Source organism: Nonomuraea sp. NPDC003727 (assembly GCF_053586935.1).
The window spans coordinates 741,299-767,808 of record NZ_JBSFNE010000001.1 but is presented as its reverse complement, the minus strand read 5'-3'; the positions used below and the strand labels follow the sequence as shown (position 1 = coordinate 767,808).

Genomic DNA, 26,510 nt, shown 5'->3' with positions numbered 1-26,510 from the left:
GGTGACGACGCCGGGCGAACCCGGCTGCGAAACGCGCGGCCACGTCCTCACACCAGCAGCTCCCCCACGGCGCGGTGCGCGGCGGTGATCGCCGCGTCGGCGTAGGCCGCGGGAACGGAGTCGGAGTTGGCGATGGCGATCCTGCCGAACCGCCTGCGCGCCGTCTCGGCGGGGAAGGGCCCGTCGGGATGGAAGGCGTTCCACGGCCGGCAGTACTCAGGCGCGTAACCGTGGCCCCACCTGTTGACGGTGATCGCCTCGATGTCACGGGCGGGGTCGAAGCCGCCGGAGCCGAGGAGCCGGGCCAGCTGGTCGCGGACGGTGTACTCCAGGTAGCTGAAGGGTGTCTTGAGCAGGGCGTGCCTCCCGGCGACCGCGGCGTGGGCGGGCGCCATGCCGGAGCGTGCCGGGGTGGCGACGAGGTGGACGTTGATCGGCTCGCCGGGATCCCTCGGGCAGGCGTAGCCCGGCGTGCTGACCGGGTGGTCCAGCTCCGAGACGCACCAGTAGGCGCCGGTCCAGCGCGCGTGGTGGACGCCCACGCGCTGCCATGCCGTCCAGTCGCGCAGCTGGACCGTGGCGTACAGCAGCGGCATCTTCACCGCCTCGCGCAGCGCGGCGCGCTGGTCGGCGGGCAGGTCCCTGACGATGTAGGGGATCACCGCGTTCCAGCAGGCCATGATCACCGCGCCGGCGCGGACGGTCCTGACCGCCGTGCCGTCGAAGTAGCCGACCGTCGCGCCGGCGGCGGTGCGGGCGTCGCCGTCGTTGGCGACGGAGACCACGGGGCTGGACAGCCGGAAGCGCACCCGGTTGGCCGCCAGGTCGAGCCTGCCGTAGTCGAAGGTGGCCGTGGTGATCCCGTCCATGTCCGTCGCGGTGGCGAAGCCGGGGATCATCCTGCCGACCATCATCCGCACGAGCGCCTGGTTGCCTTCGGGGAAGTGGTGGACGGCCGGGTCCTCGGCGCCCCACGCCTTGACCACGCTCGGCGAGTTGAACCTGGACGGCTTGCCGCGGTCGAGCCCGAGGCCCTGGAAGCCGGGGTAGTCCCAGCCGTCCGCGCTGCCCCAGGCGTCGATCGCGCCGAAGACGGTGGTGTCGTAGGCCCATTCGTCGCACGACATGGTCCGGCAGAACCGCTCCACGTCCGGATGGACCCCGGCGACCTCGAGGAGGTAGCGGGAGTAGGTGAGGGCGGCCAGGCGCTCCTCCTTCTCCTCCCGCGACAGGCCCGCCAGGTAGTCGGGCGGGTTCGTGTAGAGCCTGACCAGGTCCTTCCTGGCCGGCTCGGCCATCGGCAGCCGGGCGGCCAGCTCCTCGGGCGTGAGCCCCCCGGTGAGCCTGACGAGCCGTTCCGTGGCGAAGCTCTCCCTGTCGCACATGACGCCGCCGGTCATCCCCAGGTCACGGTAGAGCTTGCGGTCGAAGGACGACGCCAGCGCCCGCAGCTCGACGCCGAGCTGGGCGAGCAGGATCCGGCCCTCGGCCGTCCACGCCGAGGGCGCCTCGATGGACTGCGAGCCGCCGTACCCGATGAGCGATCCGGCGCGCCCTCGCGGGGCGAACTCGTTGCGGCGCGCGTGCCCGCCGATCTCGTCGTGGTTGTCGAGGATCAGGATGCTGGCGTCCGGGTCATTGTTCAGCCATTCGAAGGCCGCGCTCACGCCGCTGATGCCGCCGCCGACCACCACCAGGTCGTAGCTCTCGCCCGTGGGCCGCGGCGCGCCCGCGTACTGCCAGAACGTGCCGTCGCGCAGCGCGTGCGGGACGCTCATCGCCGCCGGGGTGTCGCCCCGCAGCCCGCTCAGCCCCGGAGGGAACCTCGCCTCCCGCGGGACCTCCAGCCGGTCGGTGCCGATCGCGCCGTGGGTGGCGGCGGCCCCGCAGCCGGCCAGCGATCCCAGCGCGGCCGCTCCGACGGCCATGGCCACGCCGTCGAAGAAGTCGCGGCGCGAGATGGGCCGGCCCATGCCGAGTTCGCGCGCCCTGTGCCGATCGATCTCCATGTCCCGATCATGACGAGAGGCGGGAAATGCCGTGCTATGGCACGCGCATTTCGGCGAACATTTTACGCGTATTCCCCGAACTCCGCGCAGGCCTTTTCCGGTGCCCTAGAAAGGAGGGAGTCAGGGAAATGGAGAAAGCATGGTGAAATCATTTTCCGGGATATGTGCGGCGGTCATGTTGGTCGCCGGCTGCGGAGCCGCCTCGCCCGGGCCTCGCCCGAGTGCCGCGCGGTCCCCGGCGGCCGCCCGCGATCTCGGCGCCGCCCTCCTTCCCGCGCCGCCTGGCATGCGGGTCGCCTACGGTCCCGAGACCGGCCCCTACGGCGCGCTCGGCGCCACCCGGCAGGGAATGGCCGCCGTACGGCGGGGCAGCGCGTGCGCGCCGCGGCTCGACCTGGACCTTCCCGACGTGAGCGCCGCGCCGGCCGCCGTCGTGGCCTACGGTTCCGACGAAGGATCGCTCACCCAGGTGCTGGTCGACCTGCCCTCCGCCTTTCCCGGGGAGCTGCCGGCGGCGTGCGCCTCCTACGCGGCGGTCGTGGAGGGCGCCCGGGTCAGCTACGTCACCAGGAAGCTCGAGCTGCCGCCGCTGGGCGACCAGTCGCGCGCCTATGTGACGGCCGTCACGGGCGGCGGCCAGAGCCTGGAGGTGGGCTCCGTGGTGATCAGGGCGGGCAGGGTGGTGATGAGCCTGCTCGTGGTCGCGCGAAAAGTAAATAATGCCGAGCTGGGTGACCAATGCCGCGAAGCTTACGAAAGGCTGACTCTCGCCATGAATAGCGACGGAACATGACGCGGAGCTGAGCGACCGCTGCCGACGAGGTGCGGCTGGTCGGGCAGAACCTGACGGCGGTCCTGGAGAGCAGAACCTGACGGCGGTCCTGGAGACAGGCGAGACGCGGGCGACCCGCGCACCGGCCGCCGCCGGTCAGGTCACCGCGCGGTGCGCGAGCGGTGCGCGCCCCGTCAGCGGGCCCGGCGAGCCTTGCCCCATGACGAACACCACCAAGCGCGTCCTGATCTCCGGCGCCGGCCTCGCCGGGCCCGCCATGGCCCACTGGCTCCTCCGCGACGGCCACGACGTCACCGTCGTCGAACGCGCCCCGGCCATCCGCGACGGCGGGCAGGCGGTCGACTTCCGGGGCGAGGCGCACATGACCATGCTGGAGCGCATGGGCATCCTCGACGAGGTCCGCCGCCGCAGGACCGAGGGCGGCCCCCTGGTCATCATCGACGCCGAGGGCACCGAACAACTGCGCCTGCCCGCCTCCTTCACCGGCGGCGCCGTCGAGATCGCCCGCGGCGACCTGTCGCACCTGCTGCACGACCTGACCAAGGACCGCGCGGAGTACATGTTCGGCGACTCCGTCGCCGCCATGTCCGAGACCGCCGGCGGCGTCGACGTCGTCTTCGACAGCGGCGCGAGACGCGGCTTCGACCTGGTGATCGGCGCCGACGGGCTGCACTCCAACGTGCGCGGGCTCACCTTCGGCGCCGAATCGCGCTTCCTGAAGCGGTCGGGCTACCACGCCGCCCTCTTCGACGCGCCCAACCACCTCGGGCTCAGCGGCCGGTCGCTCATGTACAGCGAGCCCGGCCGCGGCTGCCTCGTCTACCCCGCCGAGCGGGACCAGGACACCCTGACGGTCATGTGCGTGTTCGCCGCGGACGCCGTCGACTACCACCGTCGCGACGTCGCCGCCCAGAAGCGGCTGCTGGCCGAGGCGTACGCGGGGGCGGGCTGGGAACTGCCCACGCTGCTGTCCCACCTCGACGACACCGGCGCCTTCTACTTCGACGCGATCGGCCAGATCCACATGGACCGCTACACCAGCGGCCGCGTCGCGCTCATCGGCGACGCGGGATACGGCGCCACCATGGGCGGCATGGGCGCGGGCATGTCCCTCATCGCCTCCTACGTGCTCGCCGGCGAGCTGGCCGCCGCGGGCGGCGACCACACGGTCGCCTTCCCCCGCTACGAGGAGCAGATCCGCGGCTACGCCAAGGCCTGCCAGCGGGTCGCCGACGGGGCGGGCGGGTTCTTCGCGCCCAGGAACGTGCGCCGCCGCAACCGCGTCTACAAGATCCTGAGCTCGGGTCTCCTCGTCGGCCTCCTCGACCGGATGACCACCAAGGCCGCCAACTCCATCAGGCTCAAGGACTATGCCGTGTAACCATCGCGCCTCCCGGACCACTTCTCCGTGTCAGCACACCCGAGACATGAGGGAGTTGGGCGGTGACGGATGAGCGAGAACGGTTCACCACCATCTACGACGAATGCCGGCAGCGCGTGTGGGCCTACGTGGTCACCAGAGCGGGGCGGCAGGTCGCCGACGAGGTGGTGAGCGAGACCTTCGCCATCGCCTGGCGCAAGCTCGACCAGGTGCCGGGCAACGCGCTGCCGTACCTGCTGGGGATCGCGAAGAACGTCCTGCGCGACACCATCAGGGACGAGGCCAGGCGCGAAGGGCTCGCCCGCGAGCTGCGCGAATGGGTCGCGGGCGACGTGGCCGACCAGGTGGCCGAGCGGCTCGGAGTCCTCAGGGCCATGGCCGGGCTCACCCAGGAGGAGCGCGAACTGCTCATCCTGGTCGCCTGGCAGGGACTGTCCACCCGCGACGCCGCCAAGGTCGTCGGCTGCTCGGTGCCCGCCTTCAAGGTCCGTCTCCACCGCGCGCGCAGGCGCCTGCGACGCGAGCTGGAACAGCCCCCCGCACCCGCCGTGTCCCGGCTCGGCCTCAAGGAGGAGTGGTCATGAACCCGATCGAGGAACTGCGCGCCGCCCGGCCCGCCCACCTCGGCGACGTCCCCACCGACGAGCGGACCAGGCGGTCCGAACTCGCCTACGCCATGTCGCACGACCGGCCCACCGGGCGCCGCCGCAAGCCCCGCCTGGCATGGGGGCTCGGCCTGGCGGGCGCCGCCGCGGGCGTCACCGCCGTCGCCGTCCTGGCCACGAGCACCGGGGCTGGTACGGCTCCGCGCCCGCCGTCGGCCGCCATCGGGTCCGGCACCCCGGCCTCCAGCACTCCCGCCTCCAGCGCCCCTGTGAGGCTGTCCGCCCAGCAGGTGCTCCTGGTCGCCGCCACCAGCGCCGAGCGGCGGCCGCCGGCCTCGGGCCGGTTCTGGCACACCGAGACGTTCGCCAGGGGCCTGGTCACGACCTCCGACGGCTACACGATGGCCTCGGAGCAGCGCAGCGAGATGTGGGTCGGCAAGAACGGTCAGTGGTCCCGTGACCAGTACCTCGGCGCCGAGCCCGCCACGCCTGACGACAGGGCGAAGTGGGAAGCCGCCGGATCCCCCGCCGAGGTCCGGATCTCCATGCCGGGCAAGGGCACGAGGGACAGGCGGTTCCCGCTCGCGGCCGGCAAGCCGTACAGCGGCCACCACTCCGGCAAGGAGGTGTTCTGGCTGGGACGCAACGTCACCCTCGACGACCTGGCCGGGCTCCCGGACGACGAGGCGGGGCTGAAGGCCTGGCTGCTGCGCAACTACGAGGGCAAGGACACCGAGTCCGACCGGCCCATGGCCGAGGACGCGTGGCTGTTCCAGGTCACCGCGGGGCTCATCACCGACATGCCGGTCAGCGCCAAGGTGCGCGGTGCCGCCTTCCGCATGCTCGCCGCGCTGCCGTCCGTGACCGCCGTCGGCCAGGTGACCGACGGGCAGGGCCGATCGGGTACGGCGATCGCCATCGAGACCGAGTCCCGGGTCAGCGCGCGGGACGCGGATCACGGGATCCTGCAGGACCGGCTGATCATCGACGAGGCGGCAGGGGTGGCGCTCGCCAGGGAGAGCGTCGTGGTGAAGCCGGGTGGCATGCAGGCCGGCCTGGCGCCCGGCACCGTCTGGAACACCGCCACGGTGGTACGCGCCGAGTGGACGGACTCCCGCACGTCCTGACGCGGGACAGGATGGCGGCTTGCGGGCCACCGCGCCGTCAGCGTCGTCGCTCATCCGGAACCCGTCCCGTCCCGCTGTCACATTTCTCCGTCGGGGGTGGTCATGGAAGTGACGGCCCCGGCGCGGCCCCCGCACCGCGGACCGTCACCGACGGCCATCCGATGACGGAGGAAAATGATCATGGAAGCCCGTATGAGCCACCCGGCGTCGACGGTTCCCGGCGCGATGAAGGCCCTGCTGAGCGTGGGCGCCACCCTCGATCAGACCGGCCTGTCGAAGCAGCTCGTCGAGCTCGTCAACCTGCGCGCCAGCCAGATCAACGGCTGCAGCGTCTGCGTCGACATGCACGCCCGCGCGCTGAAGAAGGCCGGCGAGAGCGACGAGCGGCTCTGGTCGGTGGCCGGGTGGCGGGACGCCCCGTACTTCACCGACGCCGAGCGGGCCGCCCTGGCGCTCGCCGAGGCCGTCACCCGGCTCAGTGACCGGCCGGAGGCGGTGTCCGACGAGATCTACGCCGATGCCGCCAAGCACTACGACGAGCCGCAGCTCGCGGCTCTCATCCTGGCGATCGCCACGGTCAACCTGTGGAACAGGCTCAACGCCGCCACCCGCCAGGTGGCGGGCGCCTGGGGCTGATCGTCCCGGCGACGGTCCATGGCGGGGCGTGCCGTACGGTGCCCTGTTCCTGTCGGTGGCCCGTTTCCGGCGGTGTCCCGTTCCTGTCGTTCTGTCGGTGGCCCGTGCGAGCATCTGGTGTGCTCGTCTCTCCCGCGTTCGTCACGGTCAGCGAGGGCCACCGGCTGGCCGTTCGGCGCAGCGGCCACGGTGGCGTGCCGCTGCTTCTCCTGCACGGTTTCCCCTGCACCAGCCTCATCTGGTCGCACACCATGGAGCCGCTGGCCGCGGCGGGGTTCGACGTCGCCGCGCCCGACCTGCGCGGCTACGGCGACTCCGACTTCGCCCCCGACGGCTTCTACGATTTCGCGGCGTTCAACGCCGACCTGGTCGGGCTGCTCGACGCGTTCGGCTGGGAGCGGGCCGTCGTCGCCGGCCACGATCTCGGTGCGATGGTGGCCATCGACCTGGCCAACCGGCATCCCGGCCGGGTCGACCGCCTGGTGGTGCTCGACGACTCCATGCCCGACCTGCCCGACGCGTTCGCCGCGGCGGGCATCCCGCCCGGCACACCGAAGCCGGCGATCTACGACTACCAGCGCCGGCAGGGCCTGCACGCCGACGAGCTGGACACCCCCGAACGCCGCCGGCGCTACATCGCCGAGTTCTTCGGGCACCGGATGTGGTGCCCGCCCGGCGCGTTCTCCGAGGCCGATCTGGCCGTGCTGACCGAGCCGTACGCCGACGCCGACCGGCTGCGCGCCGCCTTCGCCGACTACGAGGTGGTGATGGGCACCCGCGCCATGTCGGCCCCCGAGCTCATCGACCGGCCGGTCCAGCAGCAGACGCTGGTGCTCGTCGGTCCCGACCAGGTGACGCTCGGCGATCACGTCGCCGAGCGGTGCGCCATCGCCTTCCCGCAGGTCGTCGGCCCGTTCTGGGTGCCGGGGGCCGGTCACTTCATGCCCTGGGAGAAGCCCACCGTGGTCGCCCGCGCCATCCGCGCGTTCTGCGGGGACCTGCTGGCCGTTCGCTGAGGCCGTGGCGCGCCCTGGCAAGCCAGCTAAAAGGGATGTGCAACCACAAACCGCTAGAAAACGGATGAAACGCCCGACGGGGGGTGTGGCGCATCCCGTGCCTCGCCCCGCTCCCCGCCGGACCGACATCCGCAGGCGAGGCCACCACCATGACGACCCAGACCCGACAGCTGCCGAGGCCGCGGCCGGAGCCGCGCCCGGATCCCCGCCCGAAGCCGTGTCCGGATCTGTGCCTGGATCAGTGTCCGGAGCCGTGCCAGGATCCGTGTTCGGAGCCGCCGCCGTCCGGGCAGGGCAGGAGCCGGGACAGGAGCATGGTCGCCGTCATGGTGATCTCCGTGCTGTGTGCCGTGGGCTACCTCGGCTCGCTGGTCCCGTCGCACGGCGCGACCGTCGCCGACCTGGCCCTGGGGCTCGCGGCCGGGCTGGCACCGCTGCCCGTCCTGCTCGGCGTCGTGCTCGCGGTCGACCAGCTGGCGCAGAAACCGCGGCTGCACCTGGCCTTCGCCTTCGCGTGGGGCGCGGGGACCGCGCTGGTGGCGAGCGTCGTCGTGACGGGATGGCTCGCCCCCGACGGCCTGGCGGTCCTGACCCCGGCGGTCGAGGAGGTGGCCAAGGGGGCCGTGCTCGGGTGGCTGCTGTGGCGGCGCAAGGGCGCGATCACCACGCTGACCGACGGCATCGTCTACGCCGCCATGGCCGGGCTGGGGTTCGCGACCGTGGAGAGCGCCGGCCACCACCTCGCCGTGTTCGCGCGGGGCGGGCAGGGCGACCTGCTGCACGCGTTCGTTCAGCACGGGCTCGGGTCGGGGATCGCCCACCCCCTGTGGAGCGCGCTGCTCGGGCTGGGCGTCGGCTACGCGGCCGTCTCGCGGACCCGGACGAGCGTCCTGATCGTCCCCTTGTACGGCGCGGCCGCCGTCCTTCTCCACAGCCTGTGGAACCACGCGATCCTCTCCGCCCCGACCGGACACGCCCCCGTCGCCGGCGAGAGGGCGGTCTCCGTAGCGTGCGCCGCGGCCGTCATCGTCCTGGCCGGCGCGATCACCGCCGAGCACCGCGGGCTGGTCGCCGCGATCGGCCGCCACCTGCCCCGCTACCAGCCGACGGGCCTGGTCACGCCGCGCGACATCGCCATGCTCTCCTCCCCGCACGGCCGCTGGCAGGCCCTCCACCACGCCCGGCGGCTCGGCGCCGGGCCCGCGATGGCCGCCTACCAGCGGGCCGCCACCGAGCTGGTCCTCCTGAGCCGCCAGGCCGAGCGCGGCGCCGCGCCACCCGGTGACCAGGTGGCGGAACGGCTGGCGGCCATGTCCCAGGCCCGCGCCGCGCTGCGCGCAGCGGCACTGTGAGGGAGCGTTTGCGACCAGGGGTGCTGTGAGGGAGCGTTGCGCTGGGGTGTTCCGGATGGGTGGCTGCACTCCTGTTCCTGCGGTTGCCGGGGCGTATCGGGTGGGCGGCTATGCCGCTGCTCGGGTGGGGGCTGTGCCGGTGCTTGACCGGCGGCGCAGCCAGTAGGCGAGGACCGCGGCGCCCAGCAGCGCCCCCCACAGCGGGTACGGCCACAGCAGCAGCGCGAGCGGCTGCCCCCGCAGGACCGCGTCGATCACGAGGCCCGGCGAGGCAAGGAAGCAGACCCCCGTGATCAGGCCACCGGCGATGACGGGCAGCCGTACCGGAACCGGACGCCCGTGGTAGATCGGTACCCAGCGCGGGAACACCTCGCCCCACCTGCTGATCAGCCCCAGCGTCAGCACGGCGCCGATCAGTCCGGCGAAGGCGAGCAGCAGGCCCTGCATCCGGAGGGCCGCGTCCATGTTCGGCCCGGTGACGTCGGAGTCGGTCGCCCAGGGCGTCAGCCAGGTCAGCCGGTAGAGCGTGTACGGCAGCGGGCACAGCGCCGCCCCGATCGTGACGACGCGCCCCCACCGGGCGACCGACTCGGGCCTGGTCCACCGCGGCGGCTCCGCCGGCCGGAACGACCTCACCGCGATCATCGCCCACACCGCCCACGCGGCGGCGTTGGCCAGCGTCCAGGCGAGCCGCCCGCCGTAGGAGGCGAAACTTCCGGCGACGTTGCCCAGGTAGGTCGCCACCGTGGTCATCGCGCCCGCCCCGGTGAGCACGTCGGCGACCACCAGGGCGGCCAGCGCGGCCAGGCCCGCCACGCCGTACGGCTTGCCGCGCAGGCCGGCCATGACCACGACGCCGAGCATGGCGACGGGCCCCAGCATCGCCAGGCTGTACGCGAAGAGCGACATGATGCCGGCGTCGGACATCGCCACGCCGAAGAAGAGCAACTGCGCAACCGACCCCACTCGCACCACCGGCCGCGGCCCGAAGATCGTCACCAGCCCCGCGAGCCCGGCGGCGACGGTCATCGGACCGGCCACCCCGTGCTCGATGAGGTGCGACAGCGACACCTTGACGCGGTCTCCGGCGCCGAACGGGTAGCTCGCCGGAGTCGTCCACCACAGAATCCCGACAGCGGTCACCGCCAGTGACAGCGCCGCGCCCAGGAGGCGATCCCTTCTCGTCATGCCGCTCACGCTAGGAACGCCCGTACCGGCACACCTCCCCCTGACGAGGGAGGCCACGCCACGCCGCGTCGGCTAGCGTCGCTCCACGTGAGAGGCCGTATCGCCCGCGCCGTCGGAGCGGGCACCTACCAGCTGCTGGGCGCCGCGCTGCTGACTCCCGTGGCCGTGGCGCTCGGCATAGTGATCATGACCGAGGTGACGCCGGGACGCGTCCTGGCGCTGTGGGCGGCGTGCCTGCCCGCCTCGGTGCTGCTCGCCGCGGTGCCGCTGACGCGGCGCATCGAGGCGGCCGCGCTGTCGGAACTGCTCGGCGTCGAGGTGCCCGAGCGGGCCGACCGCCTCTACCTCCTCGCCTTGACGAGCCTGCACCTGTACGGCGGCGCCACGCTCAGCGCGGGCGTCCTGCTGCTGGCACCCGGGCTGGTCAAGCTCGGCGACCTGGGGCTCTGGACCGCGGATCCCGGCGCGATGGCCCCGATACCCCTCCTGGCCGCCGCCACGCTGGCCGCGCTGGTCGCCGCCGGGTTCGCCCAGCGGTGGGCGGCGCGCCGCCTCCTGCACGCCGAGCCGTCCCGCACGATCGAGGAGCTCGGCCGGCGCGAGAGCCTCGCCCTGGAACTGCACGACTCGGTCGGCCACGCCCTCAGCGTCGTCCTGGTCCAGGCCATGGCCGCCCAGGCATCGCTGCAGCGCAGGCAGACGGACGTCGCCACCGCCGGCCAGTCGCTCGAGCACCTGATGGCCACCGCGCGCGACGCCCAGCAGGACCTCGACGTGCTGCTCGGGGTGCTCGACGACGGCGACGCCGGGCAGGGGCCCACGCTGGACGCGCTCGGCACGCTCACCCGTGGTGTGGACGTGCGGGCGAGCGTCGACCGTCTCGACCGGGTGCCGGGGGCGACCTCCCGCGCGGCCTACGCGATCACCAGGGAGGCGCTCACGAACGCCCTCCGCCACGGGCACGGGCCGATCACCCTCGACATCGCCGTCACCGACACCCTGGTGCTGACCGTGGAGAACGCGACATCGGCTCCTACGGCCGCCCCGGCTCCCCACGGCACTGCGACCCCTCCAGGCATCCTGGAGGTGCCAGGCATCCCGGATGTGCCAGGCATCCCGGAAGTGCCGGGTATCCCGGAGGCGCCAGGTATCCCGGAGGTACCGGGCACCCCTGACGCGCTGGGCATCCCTGACGTGGCGGTCATCCCGGAGGTGGCGGTCATCCCGGACGCTTCGGGCGGCTCCGGTGCGCCGGGCGCGCCTGGCGTGGTGGGTTCGCGGGGGGTGTCCGGTGCGTCGGGCGGGCTGGGGGCGTCGGATCCACCAGGTGCGCCGGAGGTGCCAGGGGCCTCCGGCAGGGCCGGGCGTGGCCTGACCGGCATGCGGATGCGGGCCCGCCTCGTCGGCGGCACCTGTACCTATCAGAAGGAGGTGGACGGCACGTGGCGCATCCAGGCGACGCTGCCGCTGTGATCAGGGTCGTCCTGGCCGACGACGAGAAGCTGATCCGCTCGGGATGGGCCGCGATGCTCTCCCTCCACGACGACATCGCGGTCGTCGGCGAGGCGTCCGACGGTCGCGAGGCCGTCGAGGCAGGTCTCGGCGCGGACGTCGTCCTCATGGACGTCCGCATGCCCCGCATGGACGGCCTCGCCGCCACCCAGGAACTGGCCCGCCGCTCGCCCGCGACCCGGGTCGTGGTGGTCACGACGTTCGAGAACGACCAGCTGGTCTGGGGCGCCCTGCGCGCCGGCGCGGCCGGCTACGTGCTCAAACGCGCCCCGGCGAGCGAGCTGGTGGACGCCGTCCGGCTGGTCCACTCCCGCGACGCGGTGCTCTTCCCCGACGCGCTGCGCCGCATCGCCGCCCACCATCTCGGTACGGCAGGCCCCCCTACACCCGGACGCGTTCCGGGCCAGGGGACCAGCGGCCCGGCCATGAGGGAGCCGGCGGGACCTGACCTGCGACCACCGGGCCAGACGGGACGTGACCTGGGGCGGGCCGGTGAGGCGGGGCGCGACCTGGGGCGGGCTGGTGAGGCGGGGCGCGGCCAGGGACCGGCCGGTCACACGGGGCGCGATCTGGGGCGGGCCGTGGAGGCGGGACGTGACCTGGGGAGGGCTGGTGAGGCGGGGCGCGGTCGTGATGGGAATCGCCGGTCAGGACTGGGCGGGCGTGCGGGCGATCGGCTGCCGGGGCGTGGATGGTGGCGCGGTTCGGCGGGGAGCGCCGGGGCGACGTGGCGGGTGCCGGTGGAGCTGACCCCGCGCGAGCTGGACGTCCTGCGGCAGATCGCCCACGGCCAGAACAACGCCGAGATCGCGGCCGCGCTGTACGTGTCGAAGGAGACGGTCAAGACGCACGTCCGCAACGTCCTGGACAAGCTCGGCGCCCGCGACCGCACCCAGGCGGCGGTTCTCGCCTACGAGCTCGGTCTCGTCTTCGCGGGCGCCGAGGCGTGGGATCAGCCGAGCGGCCCCTTTTCCTCCAGGGTGTAGCCGCCCTTGATCACCGGTGAGTCGGGCGCCGGCGCCATGCACCTGGTCAGGAGCGGCTCTCCCTCCGCCGTCGCCCCGGCCAGCCCGATCATGCTGGGGCCCGCGCCCTTCGGGGCGACGTAGAAGCTTACCCCCATGCGCACGCGCCGTTTCAGCAGGTCCTCCCAGGGCCCGCCGGGAGTCACCCGGACGAGCGTGCCCGTCACGGTGGCGACGGGGCCGCCGGTGGTCAGGCAGTCGACCTTGACCTCACCCCAGTTGACCTGGCGCGGCTTTCCCGGCTCCTTGACCGCGTGGTAGATGCGGAACGTCCCCCACGCCCGGGTCGGGAAGGCGGGGCTGGCGGCGGTGAACTCGCCGTGCGCGTCAACCGTGACCTGGATGTCGTTGCCCGGGGCGGGGAAGTGCATGCGCGCCCATCCCTTGATGCCGGCGGTGGTCTTGGCGACACGGATGCTCCCGGCGGGCGCCGCTGCCGCGCTCGCCGTGCCGGTGGCGGTCGTCGTGGCGGCCAGCGCCGCGACGGCGACGAGTCGAGCAGCCGTCTTGATCATGATGGTCTCTCCGATCTGGTGGAGTGGACAGCATGGACTGACACCACGACTGTCGCGGACGGCGCCGCCTCGCACCTCCCTCGCCCGAGGGAGTCCACCGACGGGAGCCCGAGGGAGTCCCCAAGGTGAGCCCGAGGGGGACCACCAAGGTGAGTCCCCAAGGTGAGCCCGAAGGAGTCCCCAAGGTGAGTCTGAGGGAGTCCCCAAGGTGAGCCCGAGGGAGATCGCCAAGGTGAGCCCGAGGGAGACCACCAAGGTGAGCCTGAGGGGTCCACGCCACCGTTGGTCGAGATCGAGGTGGCAGTCCCACAGCACCAGCGGCGTCCCGTTGACGGTGCTGCCACGGTCGGCCGGCCCCACGCACCGTCCTGCCGATCGACGCGAGGGTGAGAACGCGAGTCTGACCCTCGCGGTCAGCCCGGGAGACGGCCGCCTGTCGTACGGTCGAGGAAGACGGGTGAGGGGAGATCGACGTGGTCCCAGGCTGCGGCAACTGCGATTGCTACGTGGAAGAACGAGTCCTGTTCAGGCCGCCGGACGAGCGCTGACCGATCGTGCTGGAGGGGCTCGCTCGGCGACGGGGCCCCTCTACCACCCGCTGATGCGACATCACGCGTACGGCCCACGCTCACGCCGAGTCGTACGGCCCGCGCCCACGCCGAGCCGTACGATGCGCGCCCACGCCGAGCCGTACGCCCAGCGTGACGTCCCCGGACGTGCGTCGGCCGCGTGGAGCGGCCGAGGTCGACGGCGTGGGCGTCTCCCGACGTGGCGGCTCCTGCCGTCGGGCGCTCGTGCGGGTCAGAGCATGACGTGGGATTCCGGGTGGCCCACGAAGGAGAACTGGGCGACCCGGTTCAGCTTGATGTCGTCGGCCTGCCACGTGTGCATCGCCGAGTCGGCGCTGCGCCAGTACACGAAGTTGAACCGGTCGGCCGAGTAGATCTTGACCTTGTCCTCCTTCAGCCGCCGCACCAGGTGGGTGTCCTCGCCGCGGGTGATGTCCGCGAAGCCGTACGAGCGGAACATGTCGGCCTTGCCGAGGAACGTGCCGCCCTGCACCAGCCACGTGTAGCGGTGTTCGAGGCCGGGCAGGCGCAGCATGGTCGTGTTGGTGCCCTCGAAGTAGGTGTAGTGGGCGCCCTTGCCGACGAGTTCGGCGTCGGAGTAGTCGAAGGCCCGCACCAGGTCGGACAGGTAGTGCTCGCCGTACAGGTTGTCGTCGTCCATCTTGGCGACGAGTTCGCCGTCGGCTGCGGCGATGCCCATGTTCATGCACGCGCCCAGGGACATGTCGGCGGCGGCGGGCAGGACGACGACGTCGGAGATGCCCGCCATGCGGGCCTTGTCGGCGACGACGACGGGGTCGATGTCGAGGCCGTGCAGGACCATGACCAACTGGAGCGGCCGGTGGCGCTGCCGGGCGACGGAGCTGATGGCGTGTTCGATCTGCGCGGCGCGGTTGGTCGGCAGGACGACGGAGATGGCGCGCGAGCGCGACTCGACCGGGTGGCCCATGAGGCCGAGGATCTGGTCGACGCGGTGGGAGAACAGGTGCTTGTCGAAGACCTCGCGCATGGCGAGGTGGCCCATGCGGGCGCGCAGCTCGGGGCTGTTGATCAGGTGGAGCACCTGGTTGAAGGACTCGATGGGCTCGCGGGCGATGGGGATGAGCGGGCCGAAGGTCTCCTCGATGGCGCGGGACCAGCCGGAGACGACGGGGGTGGCGCACGCGGACAGTTCGAAGACGCGGCGCGCGCACATGGTGGGCGACTCGAGCACCGAGTTGACGTTGAGGAAGACCTTGTACATCCGGTAGGCCGCGAGCATCTGGTCGTAGGGGAGCTCGCCCACGATGTGCGGCCGGTACTTCTCGGGCCAGGCGTACTTGTCGTCGACGGAGCCGTTGCGCGCGAAGATGTGCAGGCCGAGCTCCCTGATCGGGTCGATCACGGTCTCCATCTGCTCGCGGCGCTCGGGGTGCTTGTCGCGGAAGTACATGCCCGCGAAGACCACGTCGTGCAGGCGTCCCTGCTTCTGCTGGATGGGGTTGTGCACGCGGGGCTGGGCGGCGAACTGCAGGACGTCCACCCGGTCATGTCCCAGAACTTCACGATATTTCGGGATCATGTCGCCGTCGCAGGTGAACACGTAGTCGAACAGCTTCGCCGTGTCGATGAAGAAGTCGAAGTTGGGCGGGTCCTCCTTGTTCCAGAAGACCGTGGGGATGCCCTCGGCGCGGCACCACGCGACCAGGTCCCGCAGCTCCTGCTTGGGCGCATTGGTGCCGGTCATCTGGTACCGCCAGCGGCCCTGGTTGCCGTGCCAGGCCGACTCGCAGAACAGCAGGTCGGGCCGCTTCTCGGCGAAGATCTCCGGCCAGTCGCGCAGGCCGAACTCGATCTGGTCCCACTCGTAGCGGAAGGCCATCCTGGAGAAGTCGTCCAGGATGACGGCGACCTTCAGGTCGGGCCGGTTGATCGGCCCGGTGGGCCACTTGACCGTCGGCACCTCGACCAGCGGCGGGCGCTTGCCCGCCGCCTCGGTGACCGTCGAGACCGGAGTCGGCGCGGCGGGCGCCTTCTCGTTCGAGCGCACCGCCGCCACGACCTTGCCCGGGTTCTTGGACGTCAGCGCCTCGCCCAGCTTGAACGCGCGCTTGGTCTGCGTGGCCTGCAGCTTCCAGGTGGCGTACTCGGCGCGGGCCTCGGCGATCTCGAGCCGCCGCCGCAGCTCCTTGATCTCCTCTTCGTACCTCTCGACGAGCTTGCGCTCCTCAGGGAGCCAGTTGATCGGCCCGAGTCGCTGGAAGGTCGGCTCTTCTGAAGACATCCGCTCGTCCTCACTAAGTCAAAGGAGGTCTGTCATGGTACGGCTACTGCCGCCCGTTTCGTGAGGCCGGTGAGAGGTTCTCCCCCTTCAGCCACGACGCGATGACCCGCGCGATCCTCGGCCCCGCGGCGCCGTCCCACAGCACGGGCAGTTCCCCGGCCGGGGTCGTGGCCCCGTCGGACAGCGCCTTGGACGCGGCGGCGGCCAGCGCCGCGGGCGTGACGAGCCTGTTGGTGCCGTGGGTGACGGTGATCGGCCGCTCGGTGTTGGGCCTGACGGTGAGGCACGGCACGCCGAGCATCGTGGTCTCTTCCTGCACGCCGCCCGAGTCGGTCACGACCAGCGCGGCGCCCCGCACGAGCGAGAGGAAGTCGACGTACCCGAGCGGGTCGACGACCTTGACGTCGGGCCCGTCGACCAGGCCGACCGCGGCGAGCTGGGCGCGCCCGCGCGGGTGCATCGGTACGACCAGCGGGACCTGCGCGGCGACCTCGAGGACGGCGGAGACGAGCTCGCGGGCGGCCTCGGGCGTGTCCACGTTCGCCGGGCGGTGCAGCGTGGCCACGGCATAACGAGAAGGTATGCCGAGCCGTTCGACGACGGGCGCGGGGTCGAGCGAGGGGAGCGCGGCGAAGAGGCTGTCGATCATCGGGTTGCCGACCAGATGCGTCCTGGCGGCGGGCACGCCCTCGGCGGCCAGATACGACAGCGCTTCGGGCGAAGTGGCGAACAGCAGGTCCGACAGCGAGTCGGTGACGATCCTGTTGACCTCCTCGGGCATCCCGCGGTCGAAGGAGCGCAGGCCCGCCTCGACGTGGGCGGTGGCGACGCCGAGCTTGGCGCAGACGAGGATGGCGGCCAGCGTGGAGTTGACGTCCCCGTAGACGATCACGAGGTCGGGCTCCTGCGCCAGGAAGACCTCCTCGAGGCCGACGAGGAGAGCCGCGGTCTGCTTGGCGTGCGTTCCCGATCCGACTCCGAGGTTCGCGACGGGTGCGGGGAGTCCGAGGTCGGCGAAGAAGACGTCCGACATCAGCGCGTCGTAGTGCTGACCGGTGTGGATGATGCCCTGCCGCACGCCCAGCTCGTCGAGTCCGCGGACCACGGGGGCGGCCTTCACGAAGTTGGGACGGGCGCCGAGGACATGGAGGACCAGGGGGTTCTCCCTCATCTACCTCGCCTTTCATAGCGGAAGGGGAAAAACGTTGCCTATGGTACGGTCACCGCGTGGTATCCGACGCCAGACCAAAGGTTTCCGCCAAGTCGGCCAGGGCCGGAGTCGGTGGACTTCTCAAGGGCTTCATCCAGCATCCGGTCATCGTTTCCCGCGTCGTCGTCGCGAAGGTGAAATCCGACCCCGTCCGGGTCGCCCAAGCCGCCGCCGACGCGCTCCCGCCGAGGCTGCGCCCCGTCGTGGGCCGGGTCGCCTGGCCGGCCGCCCGCAAGGTACGGCGTGCCGTCCGCAAGGTCGGCATGCGCGTGGTGAAGGCGCCGTGGAACGAGGCCAAGGCGCACTGGGACGCCGGACGCGTCACCGAGGCGGCCGAGGTCCTCGAGCCGCACGCCAAGTACCCCTTCGTGAAGCGCAGGGCCGCCTACTACCGGGGCGAGCTGGCCGCGATCAGCCCTGACCCGATCCCGCCGCGTCCCAAGGTGGCGATCACCGAGCGCGTGGCCGGCCGGGTGCTGCACATGGTCACCAACGCCCTGCCGTACACGCAGGCGGGTTACACGGTGCGCACGCACCGGATCGTGACCGCGCAGAAGGAGAAGGGCCTCGACCCGCACGTCGTGACCAGCTGGGGCTGGCCGATGCTGCAGGGGCACGCGGACGCCGCGCCGTTCGAGGAGCTCGACGGCATCCCGTACCACCGGCTGCTGCCGGACGGGCGGCAGGAGATGCCGTTCGAGACGCGGGGGCGCATCATCCTGGGCGCCGAGCGCGTCACCGAGCTGGTCGCCACGCTGCGGCCGCAGGTGCTGCACGCGGCCACGGACCACCGCAACGGGTCGATGGCGTACGCGGTCCGCGAGCGGACGGGCACGCCGTTCGTCTACGAGGTGCGCGGCTTCCTGGAGGAGACCTGGGCCTCGCGCGACCCGATCCGCATCGGCAGCGAGCGGCACGTCCTCCAGCGCGAGCGTGAGGCGTTCCTGATGCGCGAGGCGGACGCGGTGGTCACGCTGGCCGAGACCATGGCGCAGGAGATCGTGGAGCGCGGCGTGCCGCGCGAGAAGATCCGCCTGGCGCCCAACGCGGTGGACGACTCGCTGCTGACGGCCGACTACGACGGCGCGGCCTTCCGCCGGTCGATGGGCATCGGCGACGACGAGATCGTGGTCGGCTCGGTCTCCAGCATCGTGGCCTACGAGGGTTTCGCGACCCTGCTGCGGGCGGGCGCGCTGCTCAGGAAGGACGTCAGGGTCCTCATCGTCGGCGACGGCACCGAGCGGGACAACCTGCTCGCGCTCGTGGAGGAGCTCGGCCTCGACAACGCCATCCTGCCGGGCCGGGTGGGCCCCGAGGAGGCGCTGCAGGCGCAGGCGGCGATCGACATCTTCGTCTGCCCCCGCGAGGACCTGAGGGTGTGCCGGCTCGTTACGCCATTGAAACCCGTCGAGGCGATGGCGCTCGGCAAGCCCGTCGTGCTGAGCGATCTGCCCGCGCTGTCCGAGCTCGTCGGCTCCGAGGGCGCGGGTCTGCTGGTCCCGCCCGGCGACCCGGAGGCGCTCGCCAAGGCGCTGTCCGACCTGCGACAGGACCCGGCCAGGCGAGCTGAGATGGGTGAGGCTGGAAAGGCGGAAGTGGCAGCAAAGCGGACATGGAGCCGCGTTGCCGAGACTTATCGTGACCTTTACCGAACGCTTGAAGAACGATGACCTACAAGTTCGCTGTCGGTTCTGACGGGTTCAGTCGCATTAGGCGTGAGCTAGGTGGACTTGAGATAACCTTTGCCACCATGAAGTGTTCTAAGGCGATGTCGTGACGGATTTCGACCTGGCAGTCATCGGCCTGGGTTACGTCGGCATGCCGCTGGCCAAGGAGGCCGTGGCGGCAGGCCTGCGGGTCGTCGGCGTGGACGTCGACCCCCGCAAGGTCGACGCGCTCAACGCCGGTCAGTCCTACATCGACGACCTGACCGACGCCGACCTCGAGCACATGCTGGCCAACGGCTTCAGCGCCACGCTCGACGAGTCGGTGCTGGCAGCCAGCGACACGATCGTCATCTGCGTTCCCACGCCGCTGGACGAGGACCACCGTCCCGACCTGTCGGCGGTCGAGGGCGCGACCAAGGCGGTCGCGCGCAACCTCAGCCGCGGCACCCTCGTCGTCCTGGAGTCCACGACCTACCCCGGCACCACCGACGGCGTGGCCAGGCCGCTGCTCGAGACCTCGGGTCTCGTCGCCGGCGTCGACTTCCAGCTCGCCTTCTCTCCCGAGCGCATCGACCCCGGCAACCCCAAGTACGGCCTGCGCAACACCCCCAAGGTCGTCGGCGGCTACACCGACACCTGCCGTGACCGGGCCGCCGCCTTCTACGGCCAGTTCATCGAGCAGATCGTGCCGGTCAGCGGCACCCGCGAGGCCGAGATGGCCAAGCTGCTGGAGAACACCTACCGGCACGTCAACATCGCCCTCGTCAACGAGATGGCGATCTTCTGCGACGAGCTCGGCGTCGACCTGTGGGAGGCGATCGAGGCCGCGGCGACCAAGCCGTTCGGCTTCCAGAAGTTCCTTCCCGGACCCGGCGTCGGCGGCCACTGCATCCCCGTGGACCCCGGCTACCTGTCGTACACGGTCCGCAAGCTCGGCTACCCGTTCCGGTTCGTCGAGCTGGCGCAGGAGATCAACGAGCGGATGCCCGCGTACGTGGTCAACCGCGTCCAGCGCCTGCTCAACCGGCACCGCAAGGCCGTGAACGGCGCCAAGGTCGTGCTGCTCGGCGTCACCTACAAGCCGGACATCGCCGACGAGCGCGAGACCCCCGCCCTGCCCGTCGCCCGGGCGCTGCTGGAGCTGGGCGCGGAGCTCACGTTCGTGGACCCCTACGTCAAGGAGTGGTCGGTTGACGGCACCGCGGTGCCGCGTGAGGAGGACCTGGCCGAGGCCGTCGTGACCGCGGACGTGACGCTGCTGCTGCAGCAGCACGCCGCTTTCGACCTCGACATGGTCGAGGAGAACGCCAGGCTCGTGCTGGACACCCGCGGCGTGCTCGCCGAGGGTGAACGCGTCGAGCGGCTGTAGCGACAGGGGGCTGCGCGCAGTGCACGTGCTCGTCATGACGGTGGTGCATAACCCCGAGGACGCCCGGATCCTGCACCGGCAGATCCGCGCTCTCGTGGATGCCGGTCATGAGGTCACGTACGCGGCGTCCTTCTCCGCCCACGGCGTGGTCGCCAGACCGTGGGTGAACGCCATCGACCTGCCCAGGGCGGCCCAGCGCAAGCGCATCCGGGCCGTGTGGGAGGCGCGAAGGGCGTTCAAGCGCCTGCGTGACAAGGTCGACCTCGTCCTCATCCACGACCCCGAGCTGCTGTTCTCGGTCTGGGGCATGCGCCGCAGGCCGCCCGTGGTCTGGGACGTGCACGAGGACACCCCGGCCACGCTGTCGCTGAAGCCCTGGCTGCCGTCGTTCCTGCGTCCGCCGGTGCGCTTCCTGGCCCGCCTGCTGGAGGGCACCGCCGAGCGGGGACTGCACCTGCTGCTGGCGGAGACCGCCTACGCGGGCAGGTTCAAGCACGCCCACCTCATCGTCCCCAACGAGACGTGGGTGCCCGACGACGTGACGCCGCCCGGCGACGACAGGGTCGTCTACCTCGGCTGGCTGTCCAGGGCGCGTGGCGTCCAGGAGGCGATCGAGGTCGGTCGCCTGCTGCAGCCGTACAAGGTGGCGGTCGAACTGATCGGCTACGCCGACCCGCAGTCGCGGCCCGCGCTCAACCAGGCGGTGGCCGACGGCGTGCTGGAGTGGCGTGACTTCATGCCGAACGACGAGGCGCTGAAGCGGCTCGACGGCGCGCTGGCCGGGCTGTCGCTCCTGCACGACGAGCCCAACTACCGCCACTCCATGCCCACGAAGATCGTGGAGTACATGGCGCACGGGATCCCCGTGATAACGACTCCCTCGCCGCGCGCGGTGGAGCTGGTCGAGCGGTACTCCAGCGGCGTGGTCGTGCCGTGGGAGGACCCCAAGGCCGTGGCGCAGGCCGTCCTGTCACTCAGGGACGACCAGCGCGAACGGCACGCGATGGGGGCCCGCGGTTACGCCGCGGCCCGCGCCAACCACCACTGGCCGAACTCGGCACGCAGGTTCGTCGCCCAACTGGAGTCCTGGGCCGGCGTCAAGAAGTAGCGTTTATCCCCTGCTGATCACGAGGGCGGTAGGTTCCTGAACGTGCGCTGGCTCACTGTGCTTCTGGGTGCCGCGATCCTGGCCGCCATCGCGGCGGTGGTCATGGTCCTTCCCGACAAGGAGCCGACCGCGGGCGACACCCGAGCCTCGGCCGCGCCCTCCGCGTCGAAGAAGGCGTTGCCGCAGCCGACCGCCAAGCAGTTCAGGGACTCCTGCGGCACCTTTGACCTGCAGGACGTCAAGCCGTACGCGATCACCGGCTACTGGATCACCCCGTCGAGCAACCCGTGCACGTGGCGGCACCAGATGGAGGAGATCCACGCCGCCGGCGGCGACACCGTCATCAGGATCGGGTACGGCCTGCAGTACCGGCCGGTCAGGGACGGCCAGATCCTGACCAGGGACGGCGAGGTCGACCCGCGCTACACCGACTGCGAGGGGTGCTGGACCGAGGCGGAGGACGACCTCAGGCGGGCCAACCCCGGCAACAGGATCGGCCGCACCTTCGTGTACCGGACCGACGAGGCGTTCGGCCCGGGCCTGTTCCGCTGCCCCCAGATGGAACGCGCCATCGAGAGCCACAAGCGCGTCTACTACCGGCTCGTCGCCGCGCCCGACGGCTCCGACGACGCCACCTGCGACTTCAGCAAGACGGGACGCTCCTACGACCTGATCCTGATCGCCGGCGCGAAGAAGGACAGCCTCGAGGAGCTGCTCGACCTCGGCGAGACGTTCGGCATCCAGGTCTTCCCCTCGCTGCCGATGGCGCCGCGCGACTCGGACGTGGCGACCAGGGCCAGCCAGAAGCACATGCCCGTGCTCGTCACGCTGACCCGCAGGATCCTGCAGGACTACGGCGACCGCTTCAAGGACAGGGCCTCGCTCGGCGGCTTCTACCAGCCCTTCGAGCTGCAGATGGGCGCCACCATGGCCACCAACCCGACCCTGCAGGTCTACTCCGAGCAGCACGTCATCATCGAGCAGGAGCTGCCCGGCAAGCCGATCCTGGTCAGCCCCTACATGGACGCCCGCAAGCGGGTGGGGTTCGGCCAGACGCCGAAGCAGGTCGCCGAGGGCTTCAAGGCGCTGGCCAAGTCGGGCGTCGGCATCATCGCCCCCCAGGACAGCAGGGGCACCGGCAAGGTCGGCCTGTTCTGGCCCGACCAGCGGTACGAGGAGGTCGACCCGCGCCTGCGCCCGGTCGTCGGGGAGACCACCTACGACACCGCCTACCACGGCTCGACCCGCGACTACTACCGTGAGATGGCCCTCGCCCGCGAGCAACTCGTCGAGGAGGGCTTCGAGGTCGACCTGTGGGCGAACGTCGAGTCGTTCGAGCCCTCGGCCGTCACCCCGTGCCAGCCGCAGGGCACCCGCGGCGCGACCGACAAGAAGCGCCTCGACGCGGCGGTCGCGATGACCGGCAGGTACGTGCAGAAGGTCGTCTCCTACATGTGGAGCGACTTCTTCACCTGCGGCGACTCCCCGCTCAAGGAGCAGGTCACGGCCGACCACCGGCGGCCCATCGCGGTCGACGCGGTCAGGACCTCGCCGAACGAGGAGGACGGCATCGAGGTCCGCGGCTACAACCTGGAGCCGGGCGGCACCATCACGATGACCTGGCCAGGCGGGTCGGCCGAGCTGCTGATCTCCGCGACCGACGCGCCCAACGAGGCCATGGCCGACCGCATCGTGGTCGCCTGGGTGCCCTTCGACTGGTCGCAGGTGCCCCTCGGCGTCTGGGTCAAGGTCGGGGTGCGCTCACCGACGGGCCTGGAGGCCACCGAGCCGTTGCACGTGCGCGTCAGCGTGTAACGTGCCTGGCATGGTCCCCACCGTTCCGGTCAGCGTGGACCTCGTCGTCCTCACTGTCCGTTGTCAGGCGCTCTCGGCTCTGCTGTGGCGCCGTGACAACCCGCCGTTCCTGCGCCGATGGTCGCTGTCCGGCGGCTTCATCCAACTCGACGAGGACCTGCCCGACGCCGCCCGCCGCATCCTGGCCGAACGCGCGGGCCTGCCCGGCGCGCCCGTCCACCTGGAGCAGCTGCAGACCTACGGCTACCCCGACCGCGACCCGCGCCAGCGCGTCCTGTCCGTGGCCTACCTGGGGCTGGCTCCCGACCTGCCCGCCTCGGAGAAGGCGCACATGGCGTGGGTGCCCGTCTCCGAGCTGAACGTCATGGCCTTCGACCACCGGCGCATCATGCTCGACGGCATCGAGCGGGCGCGCGCCAAGCTGGAGTACACCTCGCTCGGCGCGGCCTTCTGCCCCCCCGAGTTCACGGTGGCCGACCTGCGGCGCGTCTACGAGATCGTCTGGGGGCGCCCGCTCGACCCGCGCAACTTCCACCGCAAGGTGACCAAGGCCGAGGGGTTCCTCGTCGAGACGGGCGGGACTACCACCCGCGACGGCGGCCGTCCCGCCAAGCTCTACCGCCGCGGGCCGGCCGAACTGCTCCACCCGCCGATGCTGCGCTCGCTCAAGGAGTAGTCGCGCCCCGGCGCGGACGTGAAGGCGGATCGGGGAATCGGCGGAGTACAGCGGAGTACAGGTGTACGTCCGTCGAAGACCTCCGTCACGATCGTCAAGTCGACCGGGTGGACCAGCGAGAAGCCTGCCGTTCCCGCCGACTAACATGAGGCCATGCCTCGATTCCGTGCGATTCTTGACACTATGCCCCCGTACAAGGCGGGCAGGGCCGTGGTGAGTGCCGACGGCAGGTCGTACAAGCTCTCCTCCAACGAGTCGCCCTACGATCCGCTGCCGTCGGTCGTCGAGGCGATCGCCGAGGGCGCGAGGCAGATCAACCGCTACCCCGATCCTGGCGCGGTCAAGCTCACCGAGATGATCGCGGCCAGGTACGGGGTGCCGGCCGAGCACGTGGCGCTCGGCGCGGGCTCGGTCACCGTGGCCCAGCAGCTGTTCGAGACGTTCGGCGAGCCGGGCGTCGAGGTGATCTACGCCTGGCGCTCCTTCGAGGCGTACCCGCTGCTAGCGGACCTGGCCGGGGTGACCTCCGTCCGGGTGCCGCTGGCCGGCGAGGACCACGACCTGGACGCCATGGCGGCGGCCGTCACCGACCGCACCTCCATGATCTTCGTCTGCAACCCGAACAACCCGACCGGCACCTCCATCCGGCGCGCCGAGCTCGAGGCGTTCCTCGACAAGGTCCCCTCCGACGTGCTGGTGGTGCTGGACGAGGCCTACCGTGAGTACGTCCGCGACGCCGACGTCCCCGACGGGCTCACCCTCTACCGCGACCGGCCCAACGTGTGCGTCCTGCGTACCTTCTCCAAGGCGTACGGCCTGGCGGGGCTGCGCGTGGGCTACCTGATCGGGCACGAGCCCGTGGCCGCGGCCGTCCGCAAGACGATCGTCCCGTTCGCGGTCAACCACCTGGCGCAGCTGGCGGCCATCGCCTCGCTGGAGACGCAGGCCGAGAAGGAACTGCTGGACCGGGTCGACTTCGTGGTCAAGGAGCGCACCAGGGTCCGCGAGGCGCTCGTCGCGCAGGGCTGGACGGTGCCGCCGACGGAGGCCAACTTCGTGTGGCTGCGCCTCGGCGAGCGCACGACGGACTTCGCGGCGGCGTGCGCGGTCGAGGGTGTGGCGGTGCGGCCGTTCCCCGGTGAGGGGGCGCGCGTGTCGATCGGCACCCCCGAGGCCAACGACGCCTTCCTGCGGGCGGCGGCCGACTTCCGCCAGTCCTGACGGGACCGTCCGGGCCGTCCCGCCGGGAGGCGGCCCGGGTTCGCGTGGTCACTCCAGGCGGAGGGTCTCGTGCCGCGTGGCAGGCAGCTCATGGAGCGTCTGGTGCCGCGTGGCCTATGGTTCCTGGCCACCGCTCACACCGAGGCGGACGTCGGCCCCATCGTCGACGCGTTCGCCGACGCTCTGCGGTCGCTTCCGCTCGGTTGAGATCACCAGCGCGACGCCGATCAGGATGACGAGACCGCCGCCGAGGATCCGCGGCGTCACCGGCTCGCCCAGCACCAGCGCGCCGAGCGCGACGGCCACCGCGGGATTGACGTACGCGTAGGTCGCCACCAGCGAGATCGGCGCGTTCCCCAGCAGCCAGACGAACGAGGTGAACCCGACCAGCGAGCCCACCAGGATCAGGTACGCCAGCCCCACCCACGACCGGCCGGAGATCGCCGCCAGGTCCGTCCGCTCACCGAGCCCGGTGCCGAGCACCGCGAGTCCGAGGCCGCCGACGATCATCTCGACCGTGCTGGCGGCGAACGGGTTGGCCGGCATCGAGATGCGGCTCGACAGGAACGACCCCACCGCCCACGACAGCGATCCGATCAGCACGATGATGGTGCCGGTCGTCGAGTTCGCGCCGTGCCCGCCGGTGAGCGACAGCGCCGCCACGCCGACGAGGCCGATCAGCACGCCCGCCAGGGTGAGCACCTGAGGCCGGTCCCTGACCAGGAAGCGGAACATCACCAGCCACAGCGGCACGGAGGCCACGAGCAGCGCCGCCAGCCCGGTGGAGATGTGCTGCTCGGCGACGGCGAGCAGGCCGTTGCCGAGTGTCAGCAGCAGCAGCCCCGCCAGCGCCGCGCCGGCCAACTCCCTGCGGGTCATCCTGAACGCCGCAGTCCCGTTCTTGGCCAGCAGGAACCCGCCCAGCAGGATGCCCGCCGTGATGAACCGCATGGCCCCGCTGAGCATGGGCGGGATTGTCTCGACGGCGACGGCGATGCCGAGGTAGGTAGACCCCCACACCACGTAGACGATGCCCAGGGCCACCCAGATGAGCAGCCGCTTGTCAGTGGTGTTCTGTGTCATAGCTACTGACAATAACGAGTGGCCATGTGACGGTGTACGGCACCCCCACCGGGGGGACGACCGCCGGACCAGGCGATCAGCGCCGCCCACGTAAGCCCGGGGGATGCGCGGCCGGAGCAGGCGATCCCGGCCCTCCGCGCAAGCCCTGGGGACGCGTAGGGGAGCGGGCGATCACGGCTGCCCGGGGGATGCGCTGTCGGATCAGACGATTATGGCCGTCCGTTGGAAACCCCGGCCCCGCACTCCCGGTGACGCGTATCCCTTGGACAGACGGCGGCCCCGCGCCAGGGGTGGCGCGGAGCCGGGCGTGCCGTACGAAACCCAGAAAAGGTAGGGGTCCGCCGCCCCGAGAAGGGGAAGGGGGGCGGCG

21 protein-coding genes are annotated in these 26,510 nt (G+C 71.5%); 15 read left to right on the top strand and 6 right to left on the bottom strand.

Annotated features, from left to right (window positions below; all coding sequences use genetic code 11):
• Positions 1 to 47: 47 nt before the first annotated feature.
• The gene (locus ACWDLG_RS03735) at positions 48 to 2,009 is read right to left on the bottom strand and encodes an NAD(P)-binding protein (RefSeq protein WP_449915643.1); all 1,962 of its coding nucleotides are present in this window, start codon (positions 2,007 to 2,009) and stop codon (positions 48 to 50) included.
• A 286-nt stretch (positions 2,010 to 2,295) separates the two neighbouring features.
• Between ACWDLG_RS03735 and ACWDLG_RS03730 the strand changes: the two genes are divergently transcribed.
• From ACWDLG_RS03730 to ACWDLG_RS03700, 7 genes are all read left to right on the top strand, one after another.
• On the top strand, positions 2,296 to 2,802 hold the full coding sequence (locus ACWDLG_RS03730; protein WP_449915641.1) for a hypothetical protein: 507 nt from the start codon (positions 2,296 to 2,298) through the stop codon (positions 2,800 to 2,802).
• A gap of 199 nt (positions 2,803 to 3,001) precedes the next feature.
• Positions 3,002 to 4,183 (top strand): FAD-dependent monooxygenase, encoded by a 1,182-nt coding sequence (locus tag ACWDLG_RS03725; protein ID WP_449915638.1) that lies wholly within the window; start codon positions 3,002 to 3,004, stop codon positions 4,181 to 4,183.
• 62 nt (positions 4,184 to 4,245) lie between these two features.
• The gene (locus ACWDLG_RS03720; protein ID WP_354920417.1) at positions 4,246 to 4,767 is read left to right on the top strand and encodes an RNA polymerase sigma factor; all 522 of its coding nucleotides are present in this window, start codon (positions 4,246 to 4,248) and stop codon (positions 4,765 to 4,767) included.
• Positions 4,764 to 5,915: a CU044_5270 family protein gene (locus ACWDLG_RS03715; RefSeq protein WP_449915635.1), complete on the top strand. Its 1,152-nt coding sequence runs from the start codon at positions 4,764 to 4,766 to the stop codon at positions 5,913 to 5,915. Before ACWDLG_RS03720 ends, ACWDLG_RS03715 begins: the two co-directional genes overlap by 4 nt.
• Before the next feature lie 180 nt (positions 5,916 to 6,095).
• Entirely contained in the window at positions 6,096 to 6,551 is a 456-nt protein-coding gene (locus ACWDLG_RS03710; protein ID WP_449915632.1) for a carboxymuconolactone decarboxylase family protein, read from the top strand.
• A 119-nt stretch (positions 6,552 to 6,670) separates the two neighbouring features.
• Positions 6,671 to 7,567 (top strand): alpha/beta fold hydrolase, encoded by an 897-nt coding sequence (locus tag ACWDLG_RS03705; RefSeq protein ID WP_449915630.1) that lies wholly within the window; start codon positions 6,671 to 6,673, stop codon positions 7,565 to 7,567.
• A gap of 326 nt (positions 7,568 to 7,893) precedes the next feature.
• Positions 7,894 to 8,919 (top strand): PrsW family intramembrane metalloprotease, encoded by a 1,026-nt coding sequence (locus ACWDLG_RS03700; protein ID WP_449915628.1) that lies wholly within the window; start codon positions 7,894 to 7,896, stop codon positions 8,917 to 8,919.
• Between the two features lie 108 nt (positions 8,920 to 9,027).
• On the opposite strand, the gene ACWDLG_RS03695 is transcribed toward ACWDLG_RS03700, so the two are convergent.
• Complete coding sequence (locus ACWDLG_RS03695) at positions 9,028 to 10,107, bottom strand: hypothetical protein (protein ID WP_449915626.1); 1,080 nt, start codon at positions 10,105 to 10,107, stop codon at positions 9,028 to 9,030.
• An 87-nt stretch (positions 10,108 to 10,194) separates the two neighbouring features.
• Between ACWDLG_RS03695 and ACWDLG_RS03690 the strand changes: the two genes are divergently transcribed.
• Together ACWDLG_RS03690 and ACWDLG_RS03685 are read left to right on the top strand one after the other, a co-directional pair.
• On the top strand, positions 10,195 to 11,580 hold the full coding sequence (locus tag ACWDLG_RS03690; protein WP_449915624.1) for a histidine kinase: 1,386 nt from the start codon (positions 10,195 to 10,197) through the stop codon (positions 11,578 to 11,580).
• Positions 11,577 to 12,605 (top strand): response regulator, encoded by a 1,029-nt coding sequence (locus ACWDLG_RS03685; RefSeq protein ID WP_449915622.1) that lies wholly within the window; start codon positions 11,577 to 11,579, stop codon positions 12,603 to 12,605. The genes ACWDLG_RS03690 and ACWDLG_RS03685 overlap by 4 nt, the downstream gene beginning before the upstream one ends.
• On the opposite strand, the gene ACWDLG_RS03680 is transcribed toward ACWDLG_RS03685, so the two are convergent.
• From ACWDLG_RS03680 to wecB, 3 genes are all read right to left on the bottom strand, one after another.
• On the bottom strand, positions 12,572 to 13,159 hold the full coding sequence (locus tag ACWDLG_RS03680; RefSeq protein WP_449915619.1) for a hypothetical protein: 588 nt from the start codon (positions 13,157 to 13,159) through the stop codon (positions 12,572 to 12,574). The two genes, ACWDLG_RS03685 and ACWDLG_RS03680, sit on opposite strands and share 34 nt — an antisense overlap.
• A gap of 801 nt (positions 13,160 to 13,960) precedes the next feature.
• The gene (locus ACWDLG_RS03675; protein ID WP_449915616.1) at positions 13,961 to 15,991 is read right to left on the bottom strand and encodes a glycosyltransferase family protein; all 2,031 of its coding nucleotides are present in this window, start codon (positions 15,989 to 15,991) and stop codon (positions 13,961 to 13,963) included.
• Between the two features lie 43 nt (positions 15,992 to 16,034).
• On the bottom strand, positions 16,035 to 17,162 hold the full coding sequence (gene wecB / locus ACWDLG_RS03670) for a non-hydrolyzing UDP-N-acetylglucosamine 2-epimerase (protein ID WP_354920387.1): 1,128 nt from the start codon (positions 17,160 to 17,162) through the stop codon (positions 16,035 to 16,037).
• Positions 17,163 to 17,218: 56 nt separating this feature from the next.
• Here wecB and ACWDLG_RS03665 point away from each other — a divergent pair, with 56 nt between their 5' ends.
• From ACWDLG_RS03665 to hisC, 6 genes are all read left to right on the top strand, one after another.
• Positions 17,219 to 18,871 (top strand): glycosyltransferase family 4 protein, encoded by a 1,653-nt coding sequence (locus ACWDLG_RS03665; RefSeq protein WP_449915612.1) that lies wholly within the window; start codon positions 17,219 to 17,221, stop codon positions 18,869 to 18,871.
• Positions 18,872 to 18,974: 103 nt separating this feature from the next.
• Complete coding sequence (locus ACWDLG_RS03660; protein WP_449915610.1) at positions 18,975 to 20,237, top strand: nucleotide sugar dehydrogenase; 1,263 nt, start codon at positions 18,975 to 18,977, stop codon at positions 20,235 to 20,237.
• A 19-nt stretch (positions 20,238 to 20,256) separates the two neighbouring features.
• Positions 20,257 to 21,345 (top strand): glycosyltransferase, encoded by a 1,089-nt coding sequence (locus ACWDLG_RS03655; protein WP_449915609.1) that lies wholly within the window; start codon positions 20,257 to 20,259, stop codon positions 21,343 to 21,345.
• Positions 21,346 to 21,387: 42 nt separating this feature from the next.
• Positions 21,388 to 23,160 (top strand): DUF4434 domain-containing protein, encoded by a 1,773-nt coding sequence (locus tag ACWDLG_RS03650; protein ID WP_449915607.1) that lies wholly within the window; start codon positions 21,388 to 21,390, stop codon positions 23,158 to 23,160.
• A 10-nt stretch (positions 23,161 to 23,170) separates the two neighbouring features.
• Positions 23,171 to 23,836, top strand: a complete 666-nt coding sequence (locus tag ACWDLG_RS03645; RefSeq protein ID WP_354920373.1) for an NUDIX hydrolase — start codon at positions 23,171 to 23,173, stop codon at positions 23,834 to 23,836.
• A 153-nt stretch (positions 23,837 to 23,989) separates the two neighbouring features.
• A complete protein-coding gene (gene hisC / locus ACWDLG_RS03640; RefSeq protein ID WP_449915604.1) occupies positions 23,990 to 25,057 on the top strand; it encodes a histidinol-phosphate transaminase in 1,068 nt (355 codons plus the stop codon).
• 114 nt (positions 25,058 to 25,171) lie between these two features.
• Here the strand turns inward: hisC and ACWDLG_RS03635 are convergent, their stop codons facing one another.
• Positions 25,172 to 26,140, bottom strand: a complete 969-nt coding sequence (locus ACWDLG_RS03635) for an EamA family transporter (RefSeq protein ID WP_449915603.1) — start codon at positions 26,138 to 26,140, stop codon at positions 25,172 to 25,174.
• Positions 26,141 to 26,510 lie beyond the last annotated feature (370 nt).